Source organism: Mycobacterium arosiense ATCC BAA-1401 = DSM 45069 (assembly GCF_002086125.1).
GTDB lineage: Bacteria > Actinomycetota > Actinomycetes > Mycobacteriales > Mycobacteriaceae > Mycobacterium > Mycobacterium arosiense.
The window spans coordinates 23,818-48,845 of record NZ_MVHG01000020.1; the positions used below are offsets into that span (position 1 = coordinate 23,818).

Genomic DNA, 25,028 nt, shown 5'->3' on the forward strand with positions numbered 1-25,028 from the left:
AAGCGGCCGCGTCGCCGCGCCGATGAGGTACCCGGGCGGGTTGGGGCGCTCAGTCCAGCGCGGCGGCGTGCCGGGCCAGGCGCTTGGCGCGTTCCATGTCGTAGTGCTTGCGCGTCACGAGCCGCTGCGCGAACAAGCCGCCGCCGGATTGCACATTGGTCACCAGATGCCAGCCCCCGTAGGAATCGGCGGTGGTGTCGCGGATGGCGTGGAACAGCTTGGCGCGGGCGTCCCCGGGCACGGCGGCGGCTCCGGTCAGGTACTTGCGCAACTGGGGGCCGATGTCCGGGTTGTCCAGGTCCGCCATCGACGGTGTGGTGATCACCCCGCCGCCGGCGATGTCGTGCAGATGCCGCACCATCAGGTTGAAATTTGCCGCGCCAAGGTATTTGGTCGCATTGGTGTACAGATCGTCGGGATAGTAGTAACCCTCGGGCGTGGTGTGCGCGTTGCTGATCGCGGCCTCCATGCCGGCCCGCAAGTTGGTGGCATGGATCATCATCTCGTCGATCTTCTCCCGGATGTGTGACACCCGGGCGGTCCCGTTGGCCTCGGCCATCAACTGAGCCAGGCCCACCATCTCGTCGGCCTGTTCCACCATCACCGCGGTGCCGCCGAGCCGCTCCCACAGGCCCAGCGAGTGCGCGAAGATTCCGGCCTGTGCGGCAACGCCATCGAGGAACACGTGCTCGGTCGGGACGAACACGTCGTCGAAGATCACGAACCCATCCGGCATGCTGCGCCGCGCGCTCACCGGATAGTCGCGCTCGTCCCCGCCGCGGGCCTGTACGGTGCGGCTGATGACGTGCACCCCCGGGGCGTTGACCGGTACCGCGCAGGCGATCGCATAGTCCTCCTCCCCCGGCTTCATCGACTTGGTCGGCATCACCATCAGCTGATGGGCGAACGGTGCCGCGCTGATGTGGAGTTTCGCGCCGCGAATCACCACGCCGTCGTCGCGGCGCTCCACCACGCGCACGTACTGGTCGGCGTCGTCCTGCGCGGATGGCGCTTTGGATCGATCGCCCTTGGAGTCGGTGATGCATTCGGCGATTCGGATGTCGTCCCGGCGGGCTTGTGCCACATAGGCATTGATTCGCACGACGAACTCGGGGTGGGCCTCGGCCAGCTGCGCCGCCGCCACCACGAGCGTCATCAGGGACTGGTAGGTGACGTTGAGCAGCAAGTCCATGCTGGTGAGGATGGGCACCCGGTCACGCAGTTCCTCGACGCTGCGCGGCGCCTCCACCAACGGGTTCACCGCGTCCGAGTCCGGCCGGTAGTACTGGTCGTATCCGGCGGCCACCGCGTCGAGCGCCGGCGCCAGCAGCGGATCGGTGTCCATGTCGGCGACCAGCTTGCCGTCCTGGTAGATCCGCCGTCCGTCGCGGAGTGAGTTCTTGTATTGATCGCCGGTCATCATGGTCGGTGCGCTCTCCTCTATCGATTGGTGCGCTGATTGAAGGGGGTGTCACGGTCGGGGTCGGTCTCGCGGGGCAGCCCGAGCACGCGTTCGGCGATGATGTTGCGCTGGATCTCCGAGGTTCCCCCGGCGATGCAGTACTTCTTCATCTCGAGGAATGACCTTGTGCCCGCTGGCATTTCGGCGTCGACCGGCCAGCCCATGGTGAGTTCGGGCAGCAGATCGATACGGATGCGGCCCGCGCGCTCGTGCAGGTCCGCACTGACGAGCTTGCGGATGGAGTCGATCGCGCCGGGGTTGCGGTCCGCGGCGACGCTGCCCCGCAACCCGGCGCTTTGCAGTGCGCGTTCGTCGACGAGCATGTGCTGCAAGCGGTCTCGCACGTCGGCGCGTTGCCACGCGCCGCTGTCCACCGCCTCCGCGATGAGCCGGTCGGCCACCCCCGGGCCGACGACGGGGGGCCCGGTCAGGCTGTTACGTTCCTGCATCAGGGTGCTGATGCCGACCTTCCAGCCGGCGTTCAGCGGTCCCAGGCGGGCGCAGTCCGGCACCACCACGTCGGTCAAAAAGACTTCGTTGAATTCGGCCTCGCCCGTCATCTGGCGCAGCGGGCGTACCTCCACACCCGGGGTGCGCATGTCGAGCAGGAAATAGGTGATGCCGGCGTGTTTGGGCAGCGTCGGATCGGTGCGGGCCATCAGTAGCCCGAAGTCGGCGGTGTTTGCGAACGAACTCCAGATCTTCTGCCCATTGACCAGCCAGCGGTCACCGTCGAGCCGCACCGCCGAGGTCGACAGCGACGCCAGATCCGATCCGGCGCCGGGCTCACTGAACAGCTGACACCAGCGGTGCTCCCCGCGCGCAAGCGGTCGCAGGTAGCTGTCGCGCTGCTCGTCGGTGCCCCACTGCAGGATGGTGGGACCGGCCAGCCATACCCCGACGAAGTCCTCCTCGGGCCGGTCGATCCCGTGCCGGCGCAACTCCTCCACCGCGGCCCCGCCCTCGTCGCGACCCAGACCGCGGCCGCCATATTCGGTCGGCCAGGTCGGCGTGGCCCAGCCGGCCTCGCCGAGGCGGCGATACCAGTCTCGTCGCACCGGCGAATATTTCTCGCCCGGCAATGGCGGGGCGTGATCGCGCAGGATCTCGTCGGTCAGGTTGTCGGCCAGCCATCGGCGCAGCTCGTCGAGGGCCGGCGATTTCCCCCGGGCTTGACCGGATACGGTTTCCGTTGCGGTCGAACGGTTTTCGGCGACGGCCGTGCCGAGCCGGTCGCGGTGCGCCGACGGCGTGCCGAACAGGTACTGGTTGGCCTTGGCGCGGCGCAGGTACAGGTGCGCGACGTGCTCCCAGGTGTAGCCGATTCCGCCGTGCAGCTGGATCATCTCTGCGGCGTTCTGCAGGGCGGCTTCCCCGCACGCGGCCGCGGCCACCGTCACGGCGAACTCCGCGTCGGCCGCGTCGCCGGCCAGCTGCCGGATGGCATACCAGGCGCTGCCGGCACACAATTCGGCCCGCACCGCCGCATCCGCGAGGCGGTGCTTGAGGGCTTGGAATGCCCCGATTTGCCGGCCGAACTGCCGGCGATCCAACAGGTACTGCTTGGTGAGTGTGACGCAATGTTCGGCGAGCACGGCCTGCTCGGCGGCCAACAGCGCCGTCGCGCGCAGCCGCACCGGGGCCAGGATCGCCTCGGCCGCCCCCTCGGCACCGACCTGCCGGCCCGGCGCGCCGGTCAGCCGGAGATTGGCAAGGCCCCGGCTGGTGTCGAGGGTGGACAACCGCTCGCGGTCCACACCGTCGGAGTCGGCGACGGCGTACAGCGTGTTGCCTCCGTCGGTCTGAACAGCGACCAGGACGATGTGAGCGTCGGCGCCGTCGGGCACGTGGGGGAATTCGCCCGATATCACCCAGTTCGGCCCCTGGCGCTCGGCGCGCCCGGTGCCGTCGGCCAGCGTGGCGGTCAGCTCGCCGGCGACCAGCCCGGGTAGCAGGTCCGCGCACGCGGCGTCATCGCCGGAGGCCAGCACCGCTTCGGCGGCCAGGCAGGCGGTGGGCAGATACGGCACTGCGCCCAGTTCCCGCGCGAGTTCCTCGCAGACGACGGCTTGTTCGTACAGCCCGGCGCCGCTGCCGCCGTACCGCTCCGGGACCGCGATACCGAGCAGTCCCAATTCGGCCAGCTCGGCCCACCCCCCGCGCCGTGCGGCTGCGGGATCGGCGTGCCGCGTCTCGTGCAGGGGAAGGCGCCTGGTGACGAGTTTGCGCACCATGTCGCGCAGGTCGTCGAGTTCGGAGGCGGACGACAGCGTGTCCAGCGAGACGGCCATTTTGTATACAGTAGAGGCGATTTGACGGGTGTCAATAATCGAAGGCCAGCCGGTACTGCACGCCTGCTATTGGTTGTATGCAATCCCGGCTGAAGACCGGTGGCTCACGGAAACGGCCGATCTCGCGGACGGCGGTTGACCGGGAAAATCGGGGCTCTTGGCTGCCCGGCCACGCGCGAGGGCGACTTCACATCCACAAGAAACGTCGGCGGCGAATGCGCGCAGACGACCGGCAATAGCCGGATGTCTCTCTACTAGAACTTCAGAGTTTGTCGCCGAAGCGGCTTACACAATTCAACGACTGCAGGCCAGCTTTTCGGGGAGCTCAGAAACTGCGGTCACCACAATTTGCGGCGAAATCAGGCCGGCGTGCTGCCGCTCGAGTAGAGCTTAAAGTTGCGGACCAGCGGAACGACCCGGTTACCCGCTGCGGCGCGCTGGCGGGCGCGAAATGAGGGATGACGACGCATCGCTTCCTTACGTTCGCGTTCGCGACGCTGCGCGGCGGCCCATGCCGGATGGGACTGAAGGAAAATAACCGTGCCTTCTGATGTATTCGCCACGATCGTCACTCCTCTCAGCACCACCCGCAAAAGCAACAACAGCGCGGTTATCGGATCGTGATTCCAGAATGCCCGCCGAATCCTGAGACCAAACCACCTGTAAAGGTAAAAATTGGCCGTGAGTTCGCGAGCGTAATCCGTTGCCACCGCCGTGCTGTCGGCCACGCTGATGTGACCGCGATCAAAACGATAGCGATGGGCACCGACAGAATTCCGTTTCAACGTCGTGCCGGGTCGGCTGCTAGGGTCCCTTGCTTATGCCGGAGATTGATCGCCGCCGCATGATTTTGACAACCGGGATCGGGGTGCTGGCAGCCACGCTGCCCGCCTCGAATGCCTGGGCCCACCCGGCCCGACAGGACGAGCCTGCCCGCCGGATACCGCCGCCCGCGGCGCCGAGCGGTCAATCCGGGAGTTACATCTTCTCGGACGAATTCGACGGTCCGGCGGGATCGGCCCCCGACGGGTCGAAATGGGCGGTGGCCAAAGCCCGCGAGACGATCAAGGACCCGACCTTCTGGGAGCTGCCCGAGCACATCGGGCAGTACCGCGACGATCGCCGCAATGTGTTCGTGGACGGCAAGTCCAACCTGGTGCTGCGCGCCACCAAGGACGGCCCCACCTACTACAGCGGCAAGGTCCAGAGCCTGTGGCGCGGCGGCGTCGGCCACACCTGGGAGGCCCGGATCAAGCTGAACTGCCTGACCCCGGGTGCCTGGCCGGCGTACTGGCTCGGCAATGACGACCAGGGCGAGATCGACGTCATGGAGTGGTACGGCAACGGCAAATGGCCGTCGGCCACGACCGTGCACGCGAAGGCCAACGGCGGCGAATGGAAGACCCACAACATCGCGGTGGACAGCGCCTGGCATACCTGGCGCACACAGTGGGACGAGGCGGGCATCCGGTTCTGGAAGGACTACACCGACGGCGCTGCGCCCTACTTCGACGTGCCGGCGAGCTCGCTGCCGGACTGGCCGTTCAACGGGGCGGGCTACACGGTGTATCCGGTGTTCAACCTGGCGGTGGCCGGATCGGGTGGCGAAGACCCGGGGCCCGGCACCTACCCCGCCGACATGCTCATCGACTGGATTCGGGTCTGGTAGGCGGCACGCCCGGGTGCGTCAGCAGGGCGACGGCAGACGAGGGTTTGCCACCCGGACTGCGCAGGTCCGCTCGCCGCCAGGCGAGCGGGCGCATCCATATCGGTAGTCGGCGGAATCGTCTGGCGGCCATCAGCACCGCTTCCGCTTCGACCGTTTGCCAGCCGAGGTCTTCGAAGAAGGCCAACCCGTTTTCAGGCGCGAACTTGAAGGGCGCGTTTTCCGAGATGCCGGCGACGTTCTTGTTGATCCGCACTTTGAGGCCGGGAAAGGCGAAATCGATCATCCACCAGGTGACCTCGGGTCGCTTGATCGCACCCGAAAGGGCCGCGACGTCGGAGGCCTCCAGGTACATCGACAGCCCCTCGGTGAGCACGAAGGCCTTGGTCGCGCCGGCCAGCGCTTCGTCGAAGAAGGCGTCTCGGGCCTGCGGGTCGGCGAGGTCGACCGCTATGCGGTTGAGCCGGCAGCTCGGGGTTTGATCGGCGAGCGTTTGCGTCTTTTCGGCGAGCAACTTGGGTAGGTCGGCCTCGACCCAGGTTAGGTCGGGTGGGAGGTCCAAGCGATAGGGCCGGGTGTCCAGCCCGGCGGCCAGGTTCAGGACGCGGTCACAGCCGTGGGCGACGGCATCGGCGATGGCGTCGTCGATGAGCTTGGTCCGTGCGACCAGCCACCAACCGCTGCGGTCCGTCCATGGAACTCCCGCGACGATCGCGCGGCCTTGCTCGCCCGCGAGGCGCGCGGCGAGCGGGTCGCTGAACAGCGCGTCGGGGCGGGCCGATTCGGTTGCCCGGTGCAGCGCCGTCCACCGGGCGGTATCGGAAACATGGGTGATCGTGTGTCCAGGACCAGGCATACGTTGCGTTATAGCAGCACCGGCGCCGCCCTATTGGCCGGCCCTGCCTCCCGCGAACCACGCGGCGGTCACGGTCCGGGTGGCGGGTGGTGGAAGGACGGCGTCCGGCGCGCCGAGGCGACCGACCTCGACGGTCCACGCCGGCGATGAGCGGTCGATACAGGTTCCCGCGCCCCGGCTGGGCAGCCACAACACGGCAGGGTCGCTGCCTCCGCCGCCGCCGCATCCGTAGACGCCGACGTATCCGTCGGCGCGCCCACCCCACGCGCCGCCGTTGCGCAGCAGGCAGCGGGTGCCGTCATCGAGGGTGAGCGCGAACGGGTCCGGGTTGGCGGTCGCCCGCACGGGTGGAAGGTGGCCATCGAACGTCACCCGGTGCAACTGCACTTCCCACGGATTGTCCACGCACAGAAGCGATCCCGGCGTCGCCGGCCAGCACGTGCCGGCTCCGGCCGCGCTCGGCGAACAGTAGTAGACGTTGTCGGCCACCGCCGACGGCGACGGTTGCGAGCAGTCGCTCGCCTGCCCGACGTTGCCCGGCCCGGACGCCACGTGATAGCCGTTGATCGGTTCGCCGCTGGGCCCGACGGCCATCACCGTGATCGACTGGGTGGGCGGCGGATCGGCGGCGGCGGGCCCGACCGCCAATACCGAGGCGATCGACAGGCCCACCGCGCCAGCGGTGACCACCCGGGCCGTGCAGCGCATCACGTTCATCGAGCCAACCTTTCGTCAGCCCCCTTCGCCAGAGTAGGGCGCGGGTCGCATTCGGTGGGCCGGTTTGGGCGGCTTGGGATCGGTAGCCGGCGCGCGGGGCTGTACTTGCTCCCATGACGCCGCCAAACAGGCGGCGCCCCAGAAAGGGAGACGGCAAATGAACATCGTGCCGACCAGCATCCAAGAGCAGATCAACCGCGTCGATCGGCAGCGCAGCCTGTACATCGGGATCAGCACCGGCCTGCTTGCGCTCTGGAGGTGCACCGACTGATCTGGATGCTCTACCTCGGAATAACTTTCGGCTGGTTTTTCGGCGCGATGGCTTTTCAGGTGGTGCTGTGGGGTGTGATCGGCACGGCCGCCGCGGTGGCCTCGGTCGGATTCCTCACCCGCTACAACAAAAGATCTTGACTCGTCAGAGCGCCGCGGCGAAAAGTTCCGGATCTGGTGAGGGTCCGGGACTTCCGTTGCGCCGCAACGGGTTAGAGCTGAGCCCAGACCGACTTCGTCTTCAGGTAGATCTCGAGGCCCTCTTTACCGAACTCGTGACCCCAGCCGGACTGCTTGTAGCCGCCGAACGGCACGTCATGGTCGAACACCAGCTGACAGTTGACCTGCACGCTGCCGGCCTGCAGTCGGCGCATGATCCGGTGGGCGCGGCCGAGGTTTTCGGTGTAGGCGGTGGCCGCCAGGCCGTAGCTGGTGTCGTTGGCCAACGCCACGGCCTCGTCTTCGTCGTCGAACGGCAGGATGGTGACCACCGGGCCGAAGATCTCCTGCTGGTAGAGCCGCATGCCGGTGCCGACGTTGGTGAGCACCGTCGGGTGCACGAAGTAGCCCTTGCGGTCCAGCCGGTGGCCGCCGGTGACAACTTCGACGCCGTCCCTCTTGCCTTCGTCGATGAAGCCCATGACCCGGTTCAGCTGCTTCTGGCTGATCAGCGGCCCGCTGACGCAGCCCTCCTCGCTGGGGGCACCCAGCTTGAACGAATTCGCCATCATCGCAATGCCTTCCACGACCCGGTCGTAGACACCGCGCTGGGCGAAGATGCGCGACCCGCATACGCAGCCCTGGCCGGAATGCACGAAGATGCCCAGCGAGGCCATCATGATGGCATTGTCCAGGTTCGCGTCGTCGAAGATCAGCACCGGCGATTTCCCGCCGAGTTCGAGCGTGACCTTCTTCAGGTTGTCGGCCGAAGCCCGCACGATCTCCTTGCCGACCTCGGTCGAGCCGGTGAAGGCCACCTTCTGGACATCGGGGTGCGCGGTGATCGCGGCGCCGGCGGTGTGGCCGTATCCGGTCAGCAGGTTGACCACCCCCTCGGGCACGCCGGCCTCATGGATGAGCCGGTCCAGCAACAGCGCCGACAGCGGTGTCTCCTCGGCTGGCTTGACGAGTAAGCTGCCGCCCGCGGCCAGGGCCGGTGCCAGCTTCGCGCTGGCGTTGAAGATGGGTCCGTTCCACGGGAAGATCAGCCCCACAACGCTGTACGGCTCTTTCAGCGTGTAGGCGTGCATGTTGACGTAGTTGTCGGTCGCGATGCCGTCGGTTTTCACGTCGTAGGCGACGCCGTTGATCTTCGAACACCAACCGGCGTAGTAGCGAAAGAACTCCGAACAGGTCGACATCTGCAACTGGGCCTGCAGCAACGGCATGCCGGTGTTGAGCGAGTCCAGTTGGGCGAACTCCTCTGCGTGTTGGTCGATCAGCTCGCCGATCCGCCACAAGATCTTGGCCCGCTCGCGGCCCGGAAGCTCGGACCACACCCCCGACTCGAAGGTCGCCTTCGCTCTCGCTACGGCGTCATCGACCGCTTCTTGCCCGCAGTCGGTGAACTCGGTGATCGTCTCCTCGGTCGCGGGATCGATGACCGCAATGACGTCCCCCGTTCCCGGGCGCTTGCGAATGTCGTCCAATACCGCCTGCAGCGTCATCTGATCCCTTTCGTATTGCCAGTCGTGGCGCCCCAGCGCCCGGGCGCGCTTAGTGCTGAGCACTTGCTTAGCATTGTGCACACGGCCGGTCAAGCATCCGCACGCGGAGGGGGTCAGCGCGATTCCTGGATCCGGATCAGGTTCCCGGCGGGATCGCGGACGGCGCAGTCGCGGCCCCGCGGGCGAGCGTTTCAACGTTCAACGGCTGGGTGTAGTCCCTGTCGATGCGGTCGCGAACGCGGCGCAACAGGGCCAGGGTGCGCAGGCGTTGCGCCGGAGCCGGGGATGCGGGGATCACGTCGCGGTGCCGCCCCTAGACGCCGACCAGCTCCGGGTGGAACTTGGCGGCCATGCGATGGATTCCGTCGCGCCAGTCGACCGAGGTGCCGCCGATGAGCTCGTGCATCCGGTCGATGGTGGTCGGATTGCCGCGCAGCGCTTGTGCGCTCGGCTCGAAGACCGGCTTGGCGCCGACGAGCGATCCGAGATAGTCGCACCACTCCTGCAAGCTGACGGTCTGGTCTCCGCACCAGTTGACCGTGGTCGCCGGGACCGACGCGACCTCGAGCAGTTTGGGGATGGTGGCGATGATGTCGTCCTCGTGAATCGGGTTGTAGCGCGCGGGTTCACCCGGCGGGACGGGAATCGGGATGCCGCCCAACATCATCTCCATGTGGTAGAGTGGCCAGCCGCCGTTGTCGCCGTAGGGAACGTTGAGCCGCGCGATCGTGGTGGGCAGGCCGAGGACGCGAGCCGCCGACCGGGCCACCACCTCGCCGGCGATTTTGGAGATGGAATAGGTGGGAAACAGTGGCTTGTGGTTGTCGCCCAGGGCGGACCGCTCGCTGCGCGGCTCGTCGTCCGGTGGGTCGTACACGGCCGCCGACGAGCAATGCAGGAAGGCCTTTGCGTTGCGACAGTGGGCCATCAGCAGGCCGACCGACTCGGCGTTGGCCGCAAGGTCTTTGTCCCAGCTTCCGCTCTTGGCCACCGCCAGGTTGAGCACATAGTCGAAATCGGTTGGCAGGCCGGTAAAGTCGTCGGCGGCCAAATTCACTTTCTCGCAACGGATCCCGGCCTTCTCGAGGCTTTCGCGCGCGGCGGGGTCGGTGAACCGGGCGATCCCCCAGACCTCGTTGTCGCCGGCAAGCGCCCGGGCGATGGGGGTGGCGATTTGACCGGTCGGGCCGGTGATCAAGATTTTTGCGCCGCGCATGCGCGCAATGGTAGCGATGGTCGGTCGCAGTACTAGATTCAACGCGCCATCGATGGCGCGCGGTGCTCCTTGACCGGTTGACGGTACCCGCGCCCTCGGCCTACAGCCCGGGCTGGTCTTCGATGAGGCCCAGCCAGATCTGCGCCACGTCGATGGCGACCTTCTCGCTGATGAATGCGTGCTGCGTTCCGGTGTAGATGTCGCGGAAGGCGCGCTCCAAGCGGCTGCCCTCGCGGATCGAGCTGGTCCCGGCCACCAGATGCGCCCATTCGGCGCAGCCGCGCGCGGTGTCGGTGGCATACACGGCGGCCACCCGCATGTCGGCGCGCAGCGCGGGGGTCAGGTCCTCCCCCGCCGCCACGGCAGCCTCAGCGGTGGTGAACGCGTCGAGCACCAACAGCCGGGCCGCTCGCCAGGCGGCGCGGTGATGCGCCAGGCCCTTCTGGAAGGTGGGGCGGCTGGCCAGCGACGCCATGTCACTCATCCGGAACTTCGTCGCGGCCAGGTCCTGGACGTCGTCGAGCATGCTCTTGGCCACGCCCAGCGCCCACGACGCGTGCCCGGCCGCGGTCACCGCCATCAGCCCCATCCGGGTGGCCGGCGACGTTCCGCGGTTGGGCTGCCGCACGAACAGTTCGAACGTCCGGCCCTCCGGTACGAACACCGCCGAGGCGCTGTAGTCGTAGGAGCCCGTTCCCTTCAGCCCTTGCACAAACCAGCCGTCGTTGCAGCTGATCTCGTCGCGCGGAATGATGGCGACCCGCATCTCGGGGAAACCCTCACTGATCCAGCGCATCTCGCCGTTGTCCATCGGCAGGAACCCGGCCGCAATGTATTCGGAGTGCCCGATGCCCGAACCGAAGTTCCACGCTCCGTTAAGCAGGTAGCCGCCGTCGACGGCGGCGCCTTGCCCATTGGGAAAGAACTGGCCGCCCATGGTGACCCGGTTGTCGTGGGCGGTGAACACCTCGGCGAAGCCCTCGTCCGGCAGGTAGGCCGCCGCGGCGAAGGACGACGGCAGATTGGCGATCCCCACCCAGCCGAACGACCCATCCTGCCAAGCCATTTCGATCCAGGTCTCGATCATCTCGGTGAAGGACGGCTCCACGCCACCGGCCACCACCGGATTGAACGCCGACATCAGCCCGCTGGCCCACATCGCATCCACGATCGCCGGGGTGAGGGTGCGCAGCCGCTCCGATTCGGCGGCTTCGGCCCGCACCAGGTCCCGCATGCCGCGGGCCAGCGCGACAACCCGGCCTGCTGTGTCGGCGAACGAGGTCATGAGGGTGACCGTATCAACCAGTCCTGGCTTTGCGAACGAATTCATCCGTCGTGACGAGTCGTTTACGGTGTGGGTTGTGCGCTGGATTGTCGACGGCATGAACGTGATCGGAAGCCGTCCCGATGGCTGGTGGAAGGACCGCAACGGTGCGATGGTCACCTTGGTGGAAAGGCTGAATCGATGGGCGGCGAGCCACGGAGAAACGGTGACGGTCGTTTTTGAGCGACCGCCGTCGAGTGCCATCACGTCTCCGGTGGTCGAGATAGCGCACGCGCCCATGGCCGCGGCGAATTCCGCCGACGACGAGATCGTCCGACTGGTCACGGCCGACGCTGCGCCGCATGCCATTCGCGTGGTGACATCCGACCGTGCGCTGACCGAGCGGGTGCGAAGTCTGGGCGCATCCGTCCACCGGTCGGAAGGCTTTCGCGACCTGATCGATCCGCGGGACCGATGATCACCGGCAAGAGTCCTGCGACCAATCGGGTCTGCGCGCTTGCGCACATCGAGATCCCGATCATCCAGGCGCCGATGACCTATATCGCGGGCGCCCAGCTGGCCGCGGCGGTGTCGAACGCCGGTGCGCTGGGAATTATCGAGACCACCTCGGATCAGGGACGAGCCGACCTGCGGCGGGTGCGGCAACTGACCGCCGGCGCCATCGGCGCAAACATCGCGTTGCTGTTCAACCGTGACCCAGCGATGCTGGACTTGCTTGTCGCCAACAACATTCGATTCGTGACCACCTCCGCCGGCAGCCCATCGATTTTCACCGAACGTCTGCACGATGCGGGCATCACGGTGTTCCACGTGGTGGGCACCCTCGCCGCGGCCAAGAAGGCCGTCGATGCCGGAGTGGACGGGCTGGTGGTCGAAGGCGTCGAAGGAGGCGGATTCAAGAACCGGTTCGGCGCATCGACCATGGTGCTGCTGCCGCTGGTGGCCGCCCACGTCGACGTCCCGATCGTCGCCGCGGGCGGGATCTGCGACGCGCAATCCATGGCGGCCGCCTTTGTCCTCGGCGCCGACGCGGTCCAGATGGGCACCCGGCTGCTCGCCTCCGCGGACTCCCCGGTGCACGTCAACCTCAAGCAAGCGGTCGTCGACGCCGACGAGACCGGCACGGTGCTGCTACCCCTCGCCGGCAATCGGACGATGCGCGTCATCCGTACGCCCGCCGCCGAGCGACTCGACGCCGCGACGTCCGCCGAAGCGGGCGCCGCGGCCCTCCAACGCGTGCAGCGGCTCTACTTCGACGGCGACCTAGACGCCAGCGTCGCCAACACCGGCCAGGTGGCCGGGCGCATCCAAGATCTGCCGGCGGCCGCCGACATCATCAAGCAGATGTGGCGAGGCTGCCGCGAGGTGCTGGCGGCCACGGCGGAGCGGGTGGGCCGGGCCGAACTCGAACAGGCCTGACTCGCAGCGGCGCAGATCAGCCCGCGGCCGCCAGGGCCGCGTCGTAGTTGGGCTCTTGCGCGATCTCGGGCACCAACTCGGTGTAGGCGACGTTGCCGTCGGCGCCGACCACCACGATGGCGCGGGCGAGCAATCCGGCCATCGGGCCATCGGTGATCGTGACGCCGTAGTCCTCACCGAAGCTGCCCCGGAACGCCGACACCGTCTTGACGTTCTCGATGCCCTCGGCGCCACAGAACCGCGCCTGCGCGAACGGCAGGTCCTTCGAGACGTTTACCACGGTCGCCCCGCCGCCGGCGGCGCGCTCGTTGAAAGTCCGCACGCTGGCCGCGCACACCGGCGTGTCGATAGACGGAAAGATGTTGAGCACCAAGGGCTTACCGCCAAATTGCTCGCTGCTGACCGCGGCCAGATCGCCGCCGACCAGGCTGAACGCCGGGGCTTTGGAGCCGACGGCAGGCAGCTCGCCGACAGTGTTGATCGGGTTTCCACGCAACGTTATCTGTGCCATGGGCAACAGTCTGCCAAGGCCGCCGCGGCCGCCATGGGGCAGGTCCCATGTCCTAATCAGTGGGGTGCCTGGCGTAGACGACGTGTGCCCGCGTGTCCAACACTGAATCCATGCCTCGCAAGGTGGTCATCGCCGGCTTTCCCGGCGTGCAGGCGCTCGACGTGGTGGGCCCGTACGACGTGTTCACGGGCGCATCGATGTTGACCGGCGGCGGGTATGACGTCGCTTTTGCCTCGGTCGGCGGCCAGCCGATAGCGACGGCGACCGGGCTCGCCTTCATGACGACGCCGCTACCGGACCCGGCCGACCCGATCGACACGGTCGTGCTGCCCGGTGGCGCCGGCGTGAACGCGGCACGGTCCGATGCCGAACTGGTCGCCTGGATCAAGGCGGTCTCCGGTCGGGCCCGCCGCATGGTGACGGTGTGCACCGGCGCGTTTCTCGCGGCCCAGGCGGGGCTGCTGGACGGGCAACGGGTAACCACCCACTGGGCCTTCGCCGAGCGGTTAGCGGCCGAATTCCCCGCCATCGAGGTCAACGCCGACCCGATTTTCGTGCGGAGTTCGGAGACCGTGTGGACCGCAGCGGGCGTCGCCGCGGGCATCGATCTCGCGCTGGCGCTGATCGAGGACGACCACGGCACCGAGATCGCGCAGACGGTCGCCCGCTGGCTCGTGCTGTATCTGCGCCGTCCGGGCGGCCAGACCCAATTCGCGGCGCCGGTGTGGATGCCGAGGGCCAGACGCGATTCGATCCGCGAGGTGCAAGAGGCAATCGAGGCCGAACCGGGCCGTCCGCACAGCATCGATGATCTGGCCCGCCGCGCCGCGATGAGCCCGCGCCACTTCACCCGGGTGTTCACCGCCGAAATCGGTGAGGCGCCCGGCCAATACGTCGAACGCATCCGCACCGAAGCCGCGCGCCGGCAGCTGGCGGAGACCGACGACACCGTCGTCGCCATCGCCGCCCGATGCGGATTCGGCACCGCGGAAACCATGCGGCGCAATTTCCTTCGCCGCGTAGGTATTTCGCCCGATCAATACCGCAAGGCTTTCGCCTGACACCGAAAGGACGACATCGATGACCCAAATCGCGATCGTGGCCTACCCCGGGTTCACTGCGCTCGACATGATCGGGCCGTACGAGGTGCTGCGCAACCTGCCGGGCGCCGAGGTGCGCTTCGTGTGGCACGAGGCCGGACCGATCACCGCGGACTCCGGGGTGCTGGTCATCGGCGCCACCCACTCCCTGGCCGAAACACCCTGCCCCGACGTCACTCTCGTGCCCGGCGGTCCGTCCACTCCGGTTCATGCCCGCGACGACGCGTTGCTCGATTGGCTGCGCCGGGCCCACGGCAGCGCGAGCTGGACGACGTCGGTGTGCTCGGGGTCGGTGATCTTGGCGGCCGCGGGGCTGCTCGACGGCCGGCGGGCGACGTCACATTGGCTGACGATCCCCGCGCTCAGGGCCTTCGGCGCGGTCCCGGTGACCGACGAACGCATCGTGCATTCCGACAACATCGTCACCAGTGCCGGCGTGTCCGCCGGGCTCGACCTCGCGTTGTGGCTGGCCGGACAGATCGCCGGCGAATCCCGCGCCAAGGCAATCCAGCTCGCGCTCGAATACGACCCGCAGCCCCCATTCGATTCGGGCCACATGTCGAAGGCCTCGGCGACGATTAAGGCCGCCGCGACGGCGCTGTTGTCCCGCGACAGCGTGAAGCCCGCCAACGTGAAGGCCACGACCCTGCTTGCCTGGGATCAGGCGTTGGGCAAGGTCCGGTCGCGGCGGCGCAGGCGGCCGCGGAGCGTGCAATTCACGACGTGACACGCCGTCGCACCGTCGCAGAGTGCACGCCGGGCGGTCAGGGCGGCGCCGCTACGGCTGGGGCTGCAGGATCTCGGTGGTGGCGAGCTGTCCGCCGGCCCGCATCCACGCCGCAACCACGCCGGGAGCGTCCCGGTCCGGGTTGTAGATGTCTTCCTCGCTGGAGAACAGCCCGTCGCCGGCGTAGACCAGGCGGGTCCAGTTGGGAAACCAGAACGGTTCACCGTTCGGATCGGTCGGGTGGTCGAGCAGGTTCTTGATCATGACGACGACGGCGTCGTTGTCCTCGTCGTGAGCGATCCAGTCACTGGGAAATCGCATGTGCGGGAACGGCGCCATCACCGCGACGATCCAGTCGCGGACCGCCTCGCGTCCGTGGAAGACGCCGTAGTGATGCTCGGTGTAGACAACGTCTTCGGTGAAGAGGTCCGCGAACGGTCGCCAGTCTCCGGAAGCGCTGCACCCTTCGACGACCTTGGTGTAGTTCGCGACGGCTTCATCGATTTCTGCCCTGGTGAATTTGCCCATAGCGGACACACTAGAACGTGTTTCGGTTTCGGGTCGCTCGTACGTATGGGGAGTTCGAATGAACGTGTTGGACTTGTTCAGCCTGCGCGGCAAGCGGGCGTTGGTGACCGGGGCGTCCAGCGGCATCGGCAGGAAAGTCGCGCAGGCCTACCTGCAAGCCGGCGCCCACGTGGCGATCGCGGCGCGAAACCTCGACGGCTTGCACCACGTCGCCGCGAAGCTTGCGGCGGACGGCGGTGATTCTCAAGGCGAGATCGTGCCGATCCGATGCGACGTGACCCAGCCCGACCAGGTGAACAGCATGATCGACCGGGTGACCGCGGAGCTGGGCGGCATCGACATCGCGGTCTGCAACGCCGGCATCATCGCGGTCGTCCCGATGCTGGACATGTCGCCGGAGGACTTCCAGCGGATCCAGGACACCAACGTAACCGGAGTCTTCCTGACCGCGCAGGCGGCGGCTCGGGCGATGGTCACCCAGGGGCGCGGCGGCGTCATCATCAACACCGCGTCCATGTCGGGCAGCATCATCAACGTTCCGCAACAGGTCGGCCACTACTGCGCCGCCAAGTCGGCCGTCATCCAGTTGACCAAGGCCATGGCGGTCGAGTTCGCACCCCACAACATTCGGGTCAACAGCGTCAGCCCGGGCTACATCCTCACCGAGCTCGTCGAGCCGTTGACGGAGTATCACCGCCATTGGGAGCCGAAAATACCGCTCGGCCGCATCGGGCGCCCCGAGGAACTCGCCGGCCTCTACGTGTATCTGGCCAGCGAGGCGTCCAGCTACATGACGGGTTCGGACGTCGTGATCGACGGCGGATACACCTGCCCCTAGCGCGGCCCTATCGCTCCAGCTCGCCGGAGATCCCGCGCTCCAGGTTCGTTTGCGTCGCCGACGGCAAGACCAGCAGGCCCTCGAGCTCGCTGCGGGCCACATCATAGGCGCGTTGACGTTCCCGGGCGGCGGCCGCGGGGTCGGCCGCGACCCGAAACAGGCTCTGCGCCCGCGCAATTCGCTGCTGATCCGCCCGGGAGAAGTCGTTGCGGCGCCGGCGGATCGCCTCTGCCTCGGCGGCGTTGAACGCCGTGACGTAGTCCTCGACCGCGGCCATGTACTGTTCGGCGCCGTCGCGGTCGTCGAGCAGGTCCTCGGCCTTTACCGGGCGCAGGAAGTCGGCGCGCAGCTTGGCCTTATGGAACGCGATCGTGTTGGCCTCGCGCATGTCGGTCATCAGCGGGAAGTCCAGCAGCTTGGCGACATCGAGTTCGTACTCGAGCCAGCGGGCATCCGTGCGACCGTGCTCATCGAGCACGCGCCGGATCGCGCGCCACTGGGCGGCTTGATTTCTGCCCGAGCCCTCGGCGGGCGCGCCGGGCAACGGTTCCCGGTCGAACTCCCGCGACCGCTCGTCGGCGCGCCGTCGGTAGGTGCCGAACGCGCGTACGGCGGCGACGATCGCGCCCGTCAGCGGCAGGATGACGATCAACAGCTCCGCCAACCGGAATATCAGACCCACATGGCCAGGATGCCAGCAACCGCGCGTTGACTCCCGGTCAGCGCACGCCCAGGGTGCCGGCGAGATACTCCGCGCGACAGGCCCTGCGGGCCAGCTTGCCGCTGGTGGTTCGCGGGATGGCGCCGGCCGGCAGCAGACGCACGTCCGACACGCTCAGGCCGTGCCGCTGCGCGATCGCCGTGCGGATCGCCTCGATCGCCGGTTGCGGATCCTGACGGCTGGTGCCCGCCGCGCGCTCGGCGACAACCACCAGCCGGGCGGCATCCGGGTCATCGACGGCGGGAACGGAAAACGCCGTCGCGTAACCGCGGCGAACGATCTCGGACGCTTCAGCGACGGTGGCCTCGATGTCCTGCGGGTAGTGGTTGAGGCCATCGATCGTCACCAGGTCCGCCACCCGGCCGGTCACGTACAACTCGCCGTCGAGATACACGCCCAAGTCCCCGGTGCGCAGCCAAAAGCCGTCCAGATCGGCGCCGTCGCCGTGGCTGCCCTCGGCGAGCCGCGAGTGCAGCTTGGCGGCGAAGGTCCGCCGCGTCTCGTCGGGCCTTCTGAAGTAGCCGCGGCCGACATTGAGGCCCTGCAACCAGATTTCGCCCACCTCGCCGTCCGGCAACTCCGATCCACTGGCGGGATCGACGATGACGGCCCACGCGCTGCGCGCGACCTGACCGCACGACACCTGCGCGACGGCGTGCGGATGATCGGCCTCGACGCGCACCGCCAATCCGGCGCCCAGCCGTTCCGAGTCGAGGTAAACCGCCGTCGGCGCGGCGGCTGGCGCGATGGTCGCGACGAACAACGTGCCCTCGGCGATGCCGTAGGAGGGTTTGAACGCGGTGGGCGACAACCCGTAGGACGCGAACGCCTTGCTGAAGGTCTTGATGGCGTCGATGCTGACCGGTTCGGAGCCGATGATCATCACCACGTTGCGCAGATCGATCTCCGCGTCGGGTCCGGGCAGTCCGCGCTGCGCCGCCCACTCGTAGGCGAAGTTCGGTGCGGCGGTGACGACGTTGCCCTGCCGGGACCCGTCAGACAGCGCCTGTATCCAGCGCTGCGGGCGGCGGACGAACGCGGTCGGAGACATCAGCGTGGAGTGGCCGCCATAGACGGCCGGGAAGCCGATCATCGACAAACCCATGTCGTGGTAGAGCGGTAACCAGCTGACGCCGTGGGTGTTTCGGTCCAGCAGGTCGATCGACAGGATCATCTGCACCAGGTTGGTGCCCACCGCGCGGTGGGTGATTTCAACGCCGACGGGCGGCCGGGTTGCGCCCGATGTGTACTGCAGGTGCGAGACGTCGTCCATGCCCAGCTCGGTGGGCACGAACGACGCCCCGGACGAGTCGGGTATCTGGTCGATGGCGATCACCTGCGGCCGGCGCAGATGCGGATGGCCGGTCAAGAACGCCTCCACCGCCTCTTGGGCGGCCGTCGTCGTCAGTACGACGGTGGGTTCCGAATCTCGCAGCGCCGTATCGAGGCGTTCAGCGTGCCCGGGCAGCTCCGGGGCGAACAACGGCACCGCGATGGTTCCGGCCTTCACCGCCGCGTAGAACCCGGCGACGTAATCGATGCCCTGCGGCGCAAGAACGGCAACGCGCTCGGCGCGGCCCACGGCTTGTTGGATGCGGGCGCCGATGGCTTCCAGCCGCACACCGAACTGGGCCCACGTCACCTCGTCGGCTTCCCCATCCGCCGAGCGGCTGAAATCGAGATAGCGATACGCCACGGTGTCACCGACGTTCGCGATGTTGCGGTCGATGAGCGAAATCAGGGTGACCCCGCTCGGCAGCACCACACGGCCCGCGGCGTCCAGGCAGTCTTCGATGCGAAGTAGGCCACCGGCAGCCGGGCCGTCGCGCCGGGAACCGCGATCCATGACTGCAGTCTAGGCAAGCCGAGGCGTTGGTCCCCGCGCCGGTGAATCGGCAAACAGCAACAGCGGCGCGGGCATTCGCCGCCGCGGGCGGGCCACTCGGGCGCGGGGCGCACGGAGACGATCAACCCGATCCGCCCGCGGCGCGGGTCGGGCGGTAGCCTACCGGCGAGCGGCGTCCAGGGCCGTCCCTTTGCTATCACGAGGAGTCGTTATGCCGGGCCGCAAATATTCCTTCGAGGTCACCCGCACCAGCAGTGCGCCTGCCGCGACGGTGTTCCGGTTGGTTGCCGACGGCGCCAACTGGTCGCGATGGGCCAAGCCGATCGTCGTGCACTCGAGTTGGGCGCGTCAGGGCGACCCAGCGCCCGGTGGCGTCGGGGCCGTTCGCAAGGTGGGCATGTGGCCCGTCTACGTGCAGGAGGAAACCGTCGCGTACGAGCCGGACCGCCGCCACGCCTACAAGCTCGTGGGCCCGCGCACCCCGGCCCGGGATTACGGCGGCGAGGTGGTCCTGACGCCGAATGCGGCGGGCGGGACCGACATTCGCTGGACCGGTTCGTTCACCGAAGGCGTTCGCGGGACGGGTCCGCTGATGCGAGCCGCCATGGGTGGAGCGGTGCGGTTCTTCGCGGGCCGGCTGGTGAAAGCGGCCGAACGGGAATCGCGCGCCGGGCGCTGACCTGCCCGCATGACGCATGACGGCCGCACTAAGCGGCCGCCACGCTTGCATTCACGAATTACGGGTCGTTGAACTGGTTTTCGTACATTTGCTGTTGCTGGCAGATGGGCTCGATCGCCGTCGTCGTCGCCCGCGAAACCGCCTCCACATGAAGCCGCTCGCCACGAGTCGCTATTTCGCCTCGACCTCGTCCTGATACTTCTTGGTCATGTGTGCGACGGCGTCCAACTGCGACTGCGCCAGGTTCTCGCGGGCCTGGCCGGCGCGCGCGGCGGCGTCCAGCGTCGGCTGCGCCTGGCCCTGGAAGTGCGGCATCACCTCGGCGGCGAACAACTCGGCGGACCGTCGGGTGGCGGCGGGGTTGGCCCATTCGTGACCCATCTGCAGCATGCAGCCGAACCCGCCGGACTGGTCCCAGAGCCGCTGCACTTGTTCGCGCGCCCGCTCGGGCGTGCCGATCACGCCCGCACCGTTGTCGTTGATGACGTCGATCATTTCGTCGAGCTGCTCACCCGGCATCGTCATTTGCGGGAACGCGGCCACCTTCTGGAAATACCGGAACCACGGCTCGATGCCGAACTTGACCTCTTCGCGGGCCTGCTTCTCGGTCTCGGCGAGGTGGAACAAACCGACCAGGCTCCAGTTCTTGCGGTCGACCTGCGTGCCAAAGGCCGCGGCGCGCTCCTCGACGATGCCCCAGTGGTAGGACAGCGCGTTGAAACCCTCGACGGTCAGCGTCGCCCCGATGGACAGCAGGCCGATGCCGTGCTTACCCGCCAACCGCGCGCCCGTCGGTGAGGCGACCGCGGCGACGGACAGCGGGATCCCGCCGTCGGAGTAGGGGGCAAGCTGCAGCTTGGCATCGACGAGCTGATGGGTGGCGGTCTTGGCGCTGACCGTCTCGCCCGCCAGCAGCCGCGCGACGATGTCGAGATTGGTTTCCAGCAGCTCGCGGGTGTCGGTCGGGGTGAGCCCGATCATGGACGAGTCGCTGGGCAGTGAACCCGGCCCCACGCCGCCGATGATGCGGCCGTGCGTGAGGTGATCCAGCAGCATCAACCGGTCGGCGACCCACAGCGGGTTGTGGTACGACAGCGAGATGACGCCCGTGCCGAAGCGGATCCGCTTGGCGCGTTCGGCGGCGGCGGCGATGAAAATCTCTGGGGCACTGATGATCTCGCTACCTGCCGAGTGGTGTTCGCCCAACCAGACTTCGTCGAAGCCCAAGGCGTCGAGGTGCTCAACGAAGGCGAGATCGCGTTGCAGGGCCAGCGTCGGATTGGTGCCCGCGCGGTGGAACGGGGCGATGAAGTATCCGAATCGCAGCTTCGCCATCGAAGTCCCCTTGCATCCGAGTTGGCCAGAACCATAACCCGGATTGTGGCTGCGACCCTAGCCCCAGACAGGGGTTCAGCCGATGGGGCCAGGTGATCCCGGCCCCACCGGCTAGGGGGCAAGTCTTGGTATTGCGCTTTGTGCGCTGGCTCAGCGAGCGATCAGTAGCCGCCGCAGACGTTGCCGACGCAACCTCCGCCGCCGCCCGGACCGCCGCCGCCACCGCCGACGCCCGGAATGCTGCCGCCGCCCCCGCCGGGTCCGCCGCCACCGGTCGGGCCGCCGGGCACGCTGCCGCCGCCGCCATTAGGGCCACCGCCGCCGGTCGGGCCGCCGGGCACGCTGCCGCCACCCCCGCCGGGTCCGCCGCCACCGGTCGGGCCACCCGGCTCGCCACCGGGTATTGAGGAGGGCGCGACGCTGGACGACGGTGTCGTCGTCGGGGTCGTGGTGCTGCTTGGGCCGCCCTTATGACCGCCGCCGCAGGCGACCGATAACACGAGCATTGTCGCACCACCGAAGAGTGCGACCGCCGTCCTCGGTCCAGATCTCATCAGATCCCCCAATCTCCACATGCGCCACTGCGCGCCGCCCACTTTTTCTTACCCCGGGGCCTCGCGGCGCAAACAGATTCCGATCGCGAAATCGCGCCCGTCAAAGATGGCCTGACACGCAGGCGTGATGGGCCGTCGGGTGCTGGCTAATCTTCCTTGGTGATCAGCTTGCGCAGCGCGACGCGGTCGGGCTGCAGCAGTTCGGCGATGCGGGGCCGGTTCACCTCGGCGACGATGATCTCGCCGACCTCCTGATAGACCTCGCTGAAGATGCCGTGCGACTTCATCTTCGAGGTCTGATATTGGTTGTCCTCGGTCGGCGTCACGTAGATCACCGCGTCGGCCTTGAAGCGGTGCACCAGCCACAGGTGGATCAGCGTCATCAGCCGCTTCTGCCGTAGCTTCTCGGCGAAGGTGTTCTGGTCGCGGACCTGAAGGATGCTGCGGCCGTGCCGGTCCTTGATCGGGTCGACGACGACGTTGGCCAACTGCTCGTCGTCGTTGCCATAGATCCCCAGTTCCAGCACGTCCGAGCCGGCCCGGCGGGGCCGCAGCTGCACGCGCAGCTTTTCACCCAGGCTGTAGTTGTCGCTCCACATCGCCAGCCACTCCTCGAGCAGCTTCTTCGGCACCTCGGTCTGCACCAGGTGCTGGTGCTGGGTCGAGCCCTCGCCCATCGCCTTGGTGGTCGCGGTGCGTCCCGACGAGGCGGTCAGCGCCGCGTCGCTGCGGGGGCCGCCGACCAGGGTTTGCGGTGTGCGGTAAGGGGATTCGACCAGACGCATCTTGCGCTGCAGGCGGGCCAGCGCCAGCATGCCGTCCTGTTGGAGCGAGGTGGCGAATTCCTCGGCCGCGACGCCGTCGATTTGGTGTCCGCCGTAAGTGATGAAGTTGAAGACGAAGCCCATCTTGCCCAGTTCCTCGGGGAACTGCCTCATCTGCTCATCGGTCATACCGGTGGTGTCCCAGTTGAACGACGGCGACAGGTTGTAGGCCAGCATCTGGTCGGGGAACTCGGCGTGGATGGCGTCGGCGAACTGCTTGGCGTCGGCCAGGTCGGCGGTCTTGGTCTCCATCCAAAGGATGTCGGCGAACGGCGCGGCCGCCAGTGATTTCGCGATGGCGTACGGGATGCCGCCGCGGATCTGATAGTAGCCCTCGGGGGTCTTCGACAGCTCGCAGTCCCAACCCGGGTCGACGCCCAATTCCTTCGCTTTTTTCTTGGCGGAGTACAGGGATGCGCGTGCCGCGAAAGCCCGCCACTCGTCGACGCTAATGTCGGCCGGCTCGCCCTCGCTGGCATCGAATTCGAGCACCTCGGCCACGGCCTCGCCATAGGTCATCAGCCCGGCGTCGTCCTCCCAAGCCGCCACGAACCGCGACTCGATCTGGTCGAACAGGTCGCCGATCGACTGTTGGCCGTCCCCACGCCACGTGTTGACCGCGTCAGAGATGGCGTCCTGGATGCCTTGTCGCTCCAGCCAGGCCCCGGCCTCGGCGTACTCCCCCTCGGGGAGCGCATAAAGAAGGTGACCGTTGATGTCTTTGGCACCCAGCTCGTAGAAGCGGCGCACCATCGCCAGAAAACAGGATTTGTACGACGGAATGTTGAGGTTGGTGGCGCCGAGCAGGAACGGCTGGTCGCGCTCGTCGGCCCGGCTGTCGAGTAGGTTGGCCGCCTCGGCATCGGTGCGGGCGACGATGATGCCCGGCACCTTCATGATGTCGAGCTGAAAGCGCGCGGTGTTGAGCCGTTTGATCTGCTCGTCTGACGGCACCAGCACCTTGCCGCCCTGGTGGCCGCACTTTTTGGTGCCGGGGCGCTGGTCCTCGATGTGGTACCCCGGCACGCCGACCTCGACGAACCGGCGGATCAAGTTGCGCACGTGCGGGTCGCCGCCGTGGCCGGTGTCGGCGTCGGCGATGATGAACGGCCGGTAGTCGTACTGCGTAGCGGTCGCCTGCTGCTTCTCGCTCATGCTCACGCGCTGGTAGTGCTGGTTGCGGTCGGCGGTCAGCAACGCTCGCACTAACACCGCGGCGTCGTCGGGTACCTGGCTCAGCGGGTAGCTGGCGAGGTCGGGTCCGGGATCCTCGGTGGTGGAACCCTTGGCCGACGTCGCCCAACCGCCCAGGTAGATCCCCTCGATGCCCATGCGCTTCATGGCGACGGCCTGCCCGGGCGAGTAGGGGCCGAACGTCGTGATGCTCTTCTTCTCGGCGAACAGCTCGCGCAGCCGCTCGTAGAATGCGGCCGCCGCATCGCGGGCGACGGTGTAGTCGGTGGGGATGGTGCCGCGCTGCTCGGCGACCTGGCGGGCGGTGTAGAGGCGGGTGATGCGGGAGAAGCGCGGGTCGTCGAAGTATTTCTGGGTGGCAGCGACCTCGTCTTCGAACGATGGCCGGACTTGCGTGTCCGTGTCAATGATTGCCATGTCTTACGCTCCTCTTCACGAATCCACTGAACGTGAGTCTATCCCCGGGAATGGCAGTTCAATCAGGGGTCGAAGGACTTGAGCCAAAACTGTTGTCGCACCCTGCACTTGCGAGACCTTTTCGACGGCGGATCGATGATCGGCGCCGACCCGTCCGTTGCGCACAACGCACCTCCGCCACGCCGCCGCGCTGCGGCAGTGCCACATGCCTTGCGAGCCAATAGTTTTCGCCACGATATCGATCACGGTGCGGCCGCGCGACGGGCCAGCCAGTCCCGCTGGCGCCGGACGAACCCCGCGTCGACGACGTTGCCATGGCCCGGAACGTACATCGCCTCCGGGCCGCCCAGGGCCAACAGCCGGTCCAGGGTCACGGACCATGACTCGGCATCGGAGTCGTCATCGATCGCTGGGGCGCCGGATTCTTCCACCAAGTCGCCGGTGAACACGACGGCCGGCTCGCCGGCGTTCGTGCCGGGGGCGACCACCAGCGCCGTGACGCAGCGCGTCCGCGCGGATGTGGCCGGTCGCCGAGGAAAGATGAGCGGCCACCTCGGGGGCGCAGTGAACGTGGGCTCCGGTGAATTGGGACGAACCCAACACGTGGTCGAAGTGCTTGTGTGTCAAGACAATATGGCTCACCGCACGTCCGGCAAGCAGCCGGACGTCGGCATCGATCGCGACCGCCTCCGCCAGGGTGGTCCCGGTGTCGACGAGCAATGCACCGGTGTTGCCGCATACCAACCCGATGGCCACGTCGCAGAACGGAAGCCGGCAGCGGTGCACGCCATAGGACAGCCGTTCCCAGACGAGATGCACACCCAGGAAGGTAGCCGCCCCGGCCCCCGCCGGACGCGGATTATGCCCGGCATTATGTCGGAAATAGTTGACATGTCGGGAATACC

At 67.5% G+C, this 25,028-nt stretch carries 22 protein-coding genes and 3 pseudogenes; 8 read left to right on the top strand and 17 right to left on the bottom strand.

The annotated features are described in order from the left end of the window. Positions 1 to 49: 49 nt before the first annotated feature. From BST14_RS11160 to BST14_RS32630, 3 genes are all read right to left on the bottom strand, one after another. On the bottom strand, positions 50 to 1,423 hold the full coding sequence (locus tag BST14_RS11160) for a 4-hydroxyphenylacetate 3-hydroxylase N-terminal domain-containing protein (RefSeq protein ID WP_083064575.1): 1,374 nt from the start codon (positions 1,421 to 1,423) through the stop codon (positions 50 to 52). Positions 1,424 to 1,440: 17 nt separating this feature from the next. Beyond that, on the bottom strand, positions 1,441 to 3,753 hold the full coding sequence (locus BST14_RS11165; RefSeq protein WP_083064576.1) for an acyl-CoA dehydrogenase family protein: 2,313 nt from the start codon (positions 3,751 to 3,753) through the stop codon (positions 1,441 to 1,443). 359 nt (positions 3,754 to 4,112) lie between these two features. Beyond that, complete coding sequence (locus BST14_RS32630) at positions 4,113 to 4,481, bottom strand: hypothetical protein (RefSeq protein ID WP_083064577.1); 369 nt, start codon at positions 4,479 to 4,481, stop codon at positions 4,113 to 4,115. Between the two features lie 92 nt (positions 4,482 to 4,573). Here BST14_RS32630 and BST14_RS11175 point away from each other — a divergent pair, with 92 nt between their 5' ends. Beyond that, positions 4,574 to 5,422 (top strand): glycoside hydrolase family 16 protein, encoded by an 849-nt coding sequence (locus BST14_RS11175; RefSeq protein ID WP_083064578.1) that lies wholly within the window; start codon positions 4,574 to 4,576, stop codon positions 5,420 to 5,422. Here the strand turns inward: BST14_RS11175 and BST14_RS11180 are convergent. Then, on the bottom strand, positions 5,397 to 6,275 hold the full coding sequence (locus BST14_RS11180) for a class I SAM-dependent methyltransferase (RefSeq protein WP_083064579.1): 879 nt from the start codon (positions 6,273 to 6,275) through the stop codon (positions 5,397 to 5,399). The two genes, BST14_RS11175 and BST14_RS11180, sit on opposite strands and share 26 nt — an antisense overlap. Before the next feature lie 30 nt (positions 6,276 to 6,305). Continuing rightward, positions 6,306 to 6,992, bottom strand: coding sequence for a hypothetical protein (locus BST14_RS11185; RefSeq protein ID WP_083064580.1), 687 nt, complete (start codon positions 6,990 to 6,992; stop codon positions 6,306 to 6,308). A 157-nt stretch (positions 6,993 to 7,149) separates the two neighbouring features. Here BST14_RS11185 and BST14_RS11190 point away from each other — a divergent pair. After that, positions 7,150 to 7,403: pseudogene (locus tag BST14_RS11190) on the top strand (hypothetical protein). Positions 7,404 to 7,474: 71 nt separating this feature from the next. Here the strand turns inward: BST14_RS11190 and BST14_RS11195 are convergent. The 4 genes and pseudogenes from BST14_RS11195 to BST14_RS11210 all read right to left on the bottom strand — a co-directional run bounded on the left by BST14_RS11195 (position 7,475) and on the right by BST14_RS11210 (position 11,430). Next, positions 7,475 to 8,929, bottom strand: a complete 1,455-nt coding sequence (locus BST14_RS11195) for an aldehyde dehydrogenase family protein (RefSeq protein ID WP_083064616.1) — start codon at positions 8,927 to 8,929, stop codon at positions 7,475 to 7,477. A gap of 172 nt (positions 8,930 to 9,101) precedes the next feature. Then, positions 9,102 to 9,224, bottom strand: a pseudogene (locus BST14_RS11200) (AraC family transcriptional regulator); the annotation flags it as partial. An 18-nt stretch (positions 9,225 to 9,242) separates the two neighbouring features. Beyond that, positions 9,243 to 10,145 carry an NAD-dependent epimerase/dehydratase family protein gene (locus tag BST14_RS11205; protein WP_083064581.1) on the bottom strand — a complete coding sequence of 301 codons (903 nt, stop codon included), beginning with the start codon at positions 10,143 to 10,145 and terminating at the stop codon, positions 9,243 to 9,245. Between the two features lie 100 nt (positions 10,146 to 10,245). Continuing rightward, entirely contained in the window at positions 10,246 to 11,430 is a 1,185-nt protein-coding gene (locus BST14_RS11210) for an acyl-CoA dehydrogenase family protein (protein ID WP_083064582.1), read from the bottom strand. Between the two features lie 76 nt (positions 11,431 to 11,506). Between BST14_RS11210 and BST14_RS11215 the strand changes: the two genes are divergently transcribed. Continuing rightward, a complete protein-coding gene (locus BST14_RS11215; protein ID WP_083064583.1) occupies positions 11,507 to 11,887 on the top strand; it encodes an NYN domain-containing protein in 381 nt (126 codons plus the stop codon). Further along, on the top strand, positions 11,884 to 12,849 hold the full coding sequence (locus tag BST14_RS11220) for an NAD(P)H-dependent flavin oxidoreductase (RefSeq protein ID WP_083064584.1): 966 nt from the start codon (positions 11,884 to 11,886) through the stop codon (positions 12,847 to 12,849). Before BST14_RS11215 ends, BST14_RS11220 begins: the two co-directional genes overlap by 4 nt. Positions 12,850 to 12,865: 16 nt before the next feature. On the opposite strand, the gene tpx is transcribed toward BST14_RS11220, so the two are convergent. Then, the gene (gene tpx / locus BST14_RS11225; protein ID WP_083064585.1) at positions 12,866 to 13,360 is read right to left on the bottom strand and encodes a thiol peroxidase; all 495 of its coding nucleotides are present in this window, start codon (positions 13,358 to 13,360) and stop codon (positions 12,866 to 12,868) included. A 110-nt stretch (positions 13,361 to 13,470) separates the two neighbouring features. On the opposite strand from tpx, the gene BST14_RS11230 reads away from it, so the two are divergent. After that, positions 13,471 to 14,421 (top strand): GlxA family transcriptional regulator, encoded by a 951-nt coding sequence (locus tag BST14_RS11230; protein ID WP_083064617.1) that lies wholly within the window; start codon positions 13,471 to 13,473, stop codon positions 14,419 to 14,421. A 19-nt stretch (positions 14,422 to 14,440) separates the two neighbouring features. Beyond that, positions 14,441 to 15,187, top strand: coding sequence for a DJ-1/PfpI family protein (locus BST14_RS11235; protein ID WP_083064586.1), 747 nt, complete (start codon positions 14,441 to 14,443; stop codon positions 15,185 to 15,187). Between the two features lie 51 nt (positions 15,188 to 15,238). Here BST14_RS11235 and BST14_RS11240 read toward each other — a convergent pair whose 3' ends face one another. Then, on the bottom strand, positions 15,239 to 15,715 hold the full coding sequence (locus tag BST14_RS11240; RefSeq protein ID WP_083064587.1) for a nuclear transport factor 2 family protein: 477 nt from the start codon (positions 15,713 to 15,715) through the stop codon (positions 15,239 to 15,241). A gap of 58 nt (positions 15,716 to 15,773) precedes the next feature. On the opposite strand from BST14_RS11240, the gene BST14_RS11245 reads away from it, so the two are divergent. Beyond that, positions 15,774 to 16,553 carry an SDR family oxidoreductase gene (locus tag BST14_RS11245; protein WP_083064588.1) on the top strand — a complete coding sequence of 260 codons (780 nt, stop codon included), beginning with the start codon at positions 15,774 to 15,776 and terminating at the stop codon, positions 16,551 to 16,553. A 7-nt stretch (positions 16,554 to 16,560) separates the two neighbouring features. Here the strand turns inward: BST14_RS11245 and BST14_RS11250 are convergent, their stop codons facing one another. Further along, entirely contained in the window at positions 16,561 to 17,235 is a 675-nt protein-coding gene (locus BST14_RS11250; protein ID WP_083064589.1) for a hypothetical protein, read from the bottom strand. A gap of 37 nt (positions 17,236 to 17,272) precedes the next feature. Next, positions 17,273 to 19,120 carry a fatty acyl-AMP ligase gene (locus BST14_RS11255; protein WP_083064590.1) on the bottom strand — a complete coding sequence of 616 codons (1,848 nt, stop codon included), beginning with the start codon at positions 19,118 to 19,120 and terminating at the stop codon, positions 17,273 to 17,275. 211 nt (positions 19,121 to 19,331) lie between these two features. On the opposite strand from BST14_RS11255, the gene BST14_RS11260 reads away from it, so the two are divergent. Next, positions 19,332 to 19,799: an SRPBCC family protein gene (locus BST14_RS11260; RefSeq protein ID WP_083064591.1), complete on the top strand. Its 468-nt coding sequence runs from the start codon at positions 19,332 to 19,334 to the stop codon at positions 19,797 to 19,799. A gap of 171 nt (positions 19,800 to 19,970) precedes the next feature. Here the strand turns inward: BST14_RS11260 and BST14_RS11265 are convergent, their stop codons facing one another. The 4 genes and pseudogenes from BST14_RS11265 to BST14_RS11280 all read right to left on the bottom strand — a co-directional run bounded on the left by BST14_RS11265 (position 19,971) and on the right by BST14_RS11280 (position 24,942). After that, entirely contained in the window at positions 19,971 to 21,134 is a 1,164-nt protein-coding gene (locus BST14_RS11265) for an LLM class flavin-dependent oxidoreductase (protein WP_083064592.1), read from the bottom strand. Between the two features lie 161 nt (positions 21,135 to 21,295). Next, positions 21,296 to 21,640 carry a hypothetical protein gene (locus BST14_RS30040; protein ID WP_158085865.1) on the bottom strand — a complete coding sequence of 115 codons (345 nt, stop codon included), beginning with the start codon at positions 21,638 to 21,640 and terminating at the stop codon, positions 21,296 to 21,298. A gap of 194 nt (positions 21,641 to 21,834) precedes the next feature. Then, positions 21,835 to 24,123, bottom strand: coding sequence for an isocitrate lyase ICL2 (gene aceA, locus BST14_RS11275; protein ID WP_083064594.1), 2,289 nt, complete (start codon positions 24,121 to 24,123; stop codon positions 21,835 to 21,837). A 242-nt stretch (positions 24,124 to 24,365) separates the two neighbouring features. Beyond that, positions 24,366 to 24,942, bottom strand: a pseudogene (locus tag BST14_RS11280) (MBL fold metallo-hydrolase). Positions 24,943 to 25,028 lie beyond the last annotated feature (86 nt).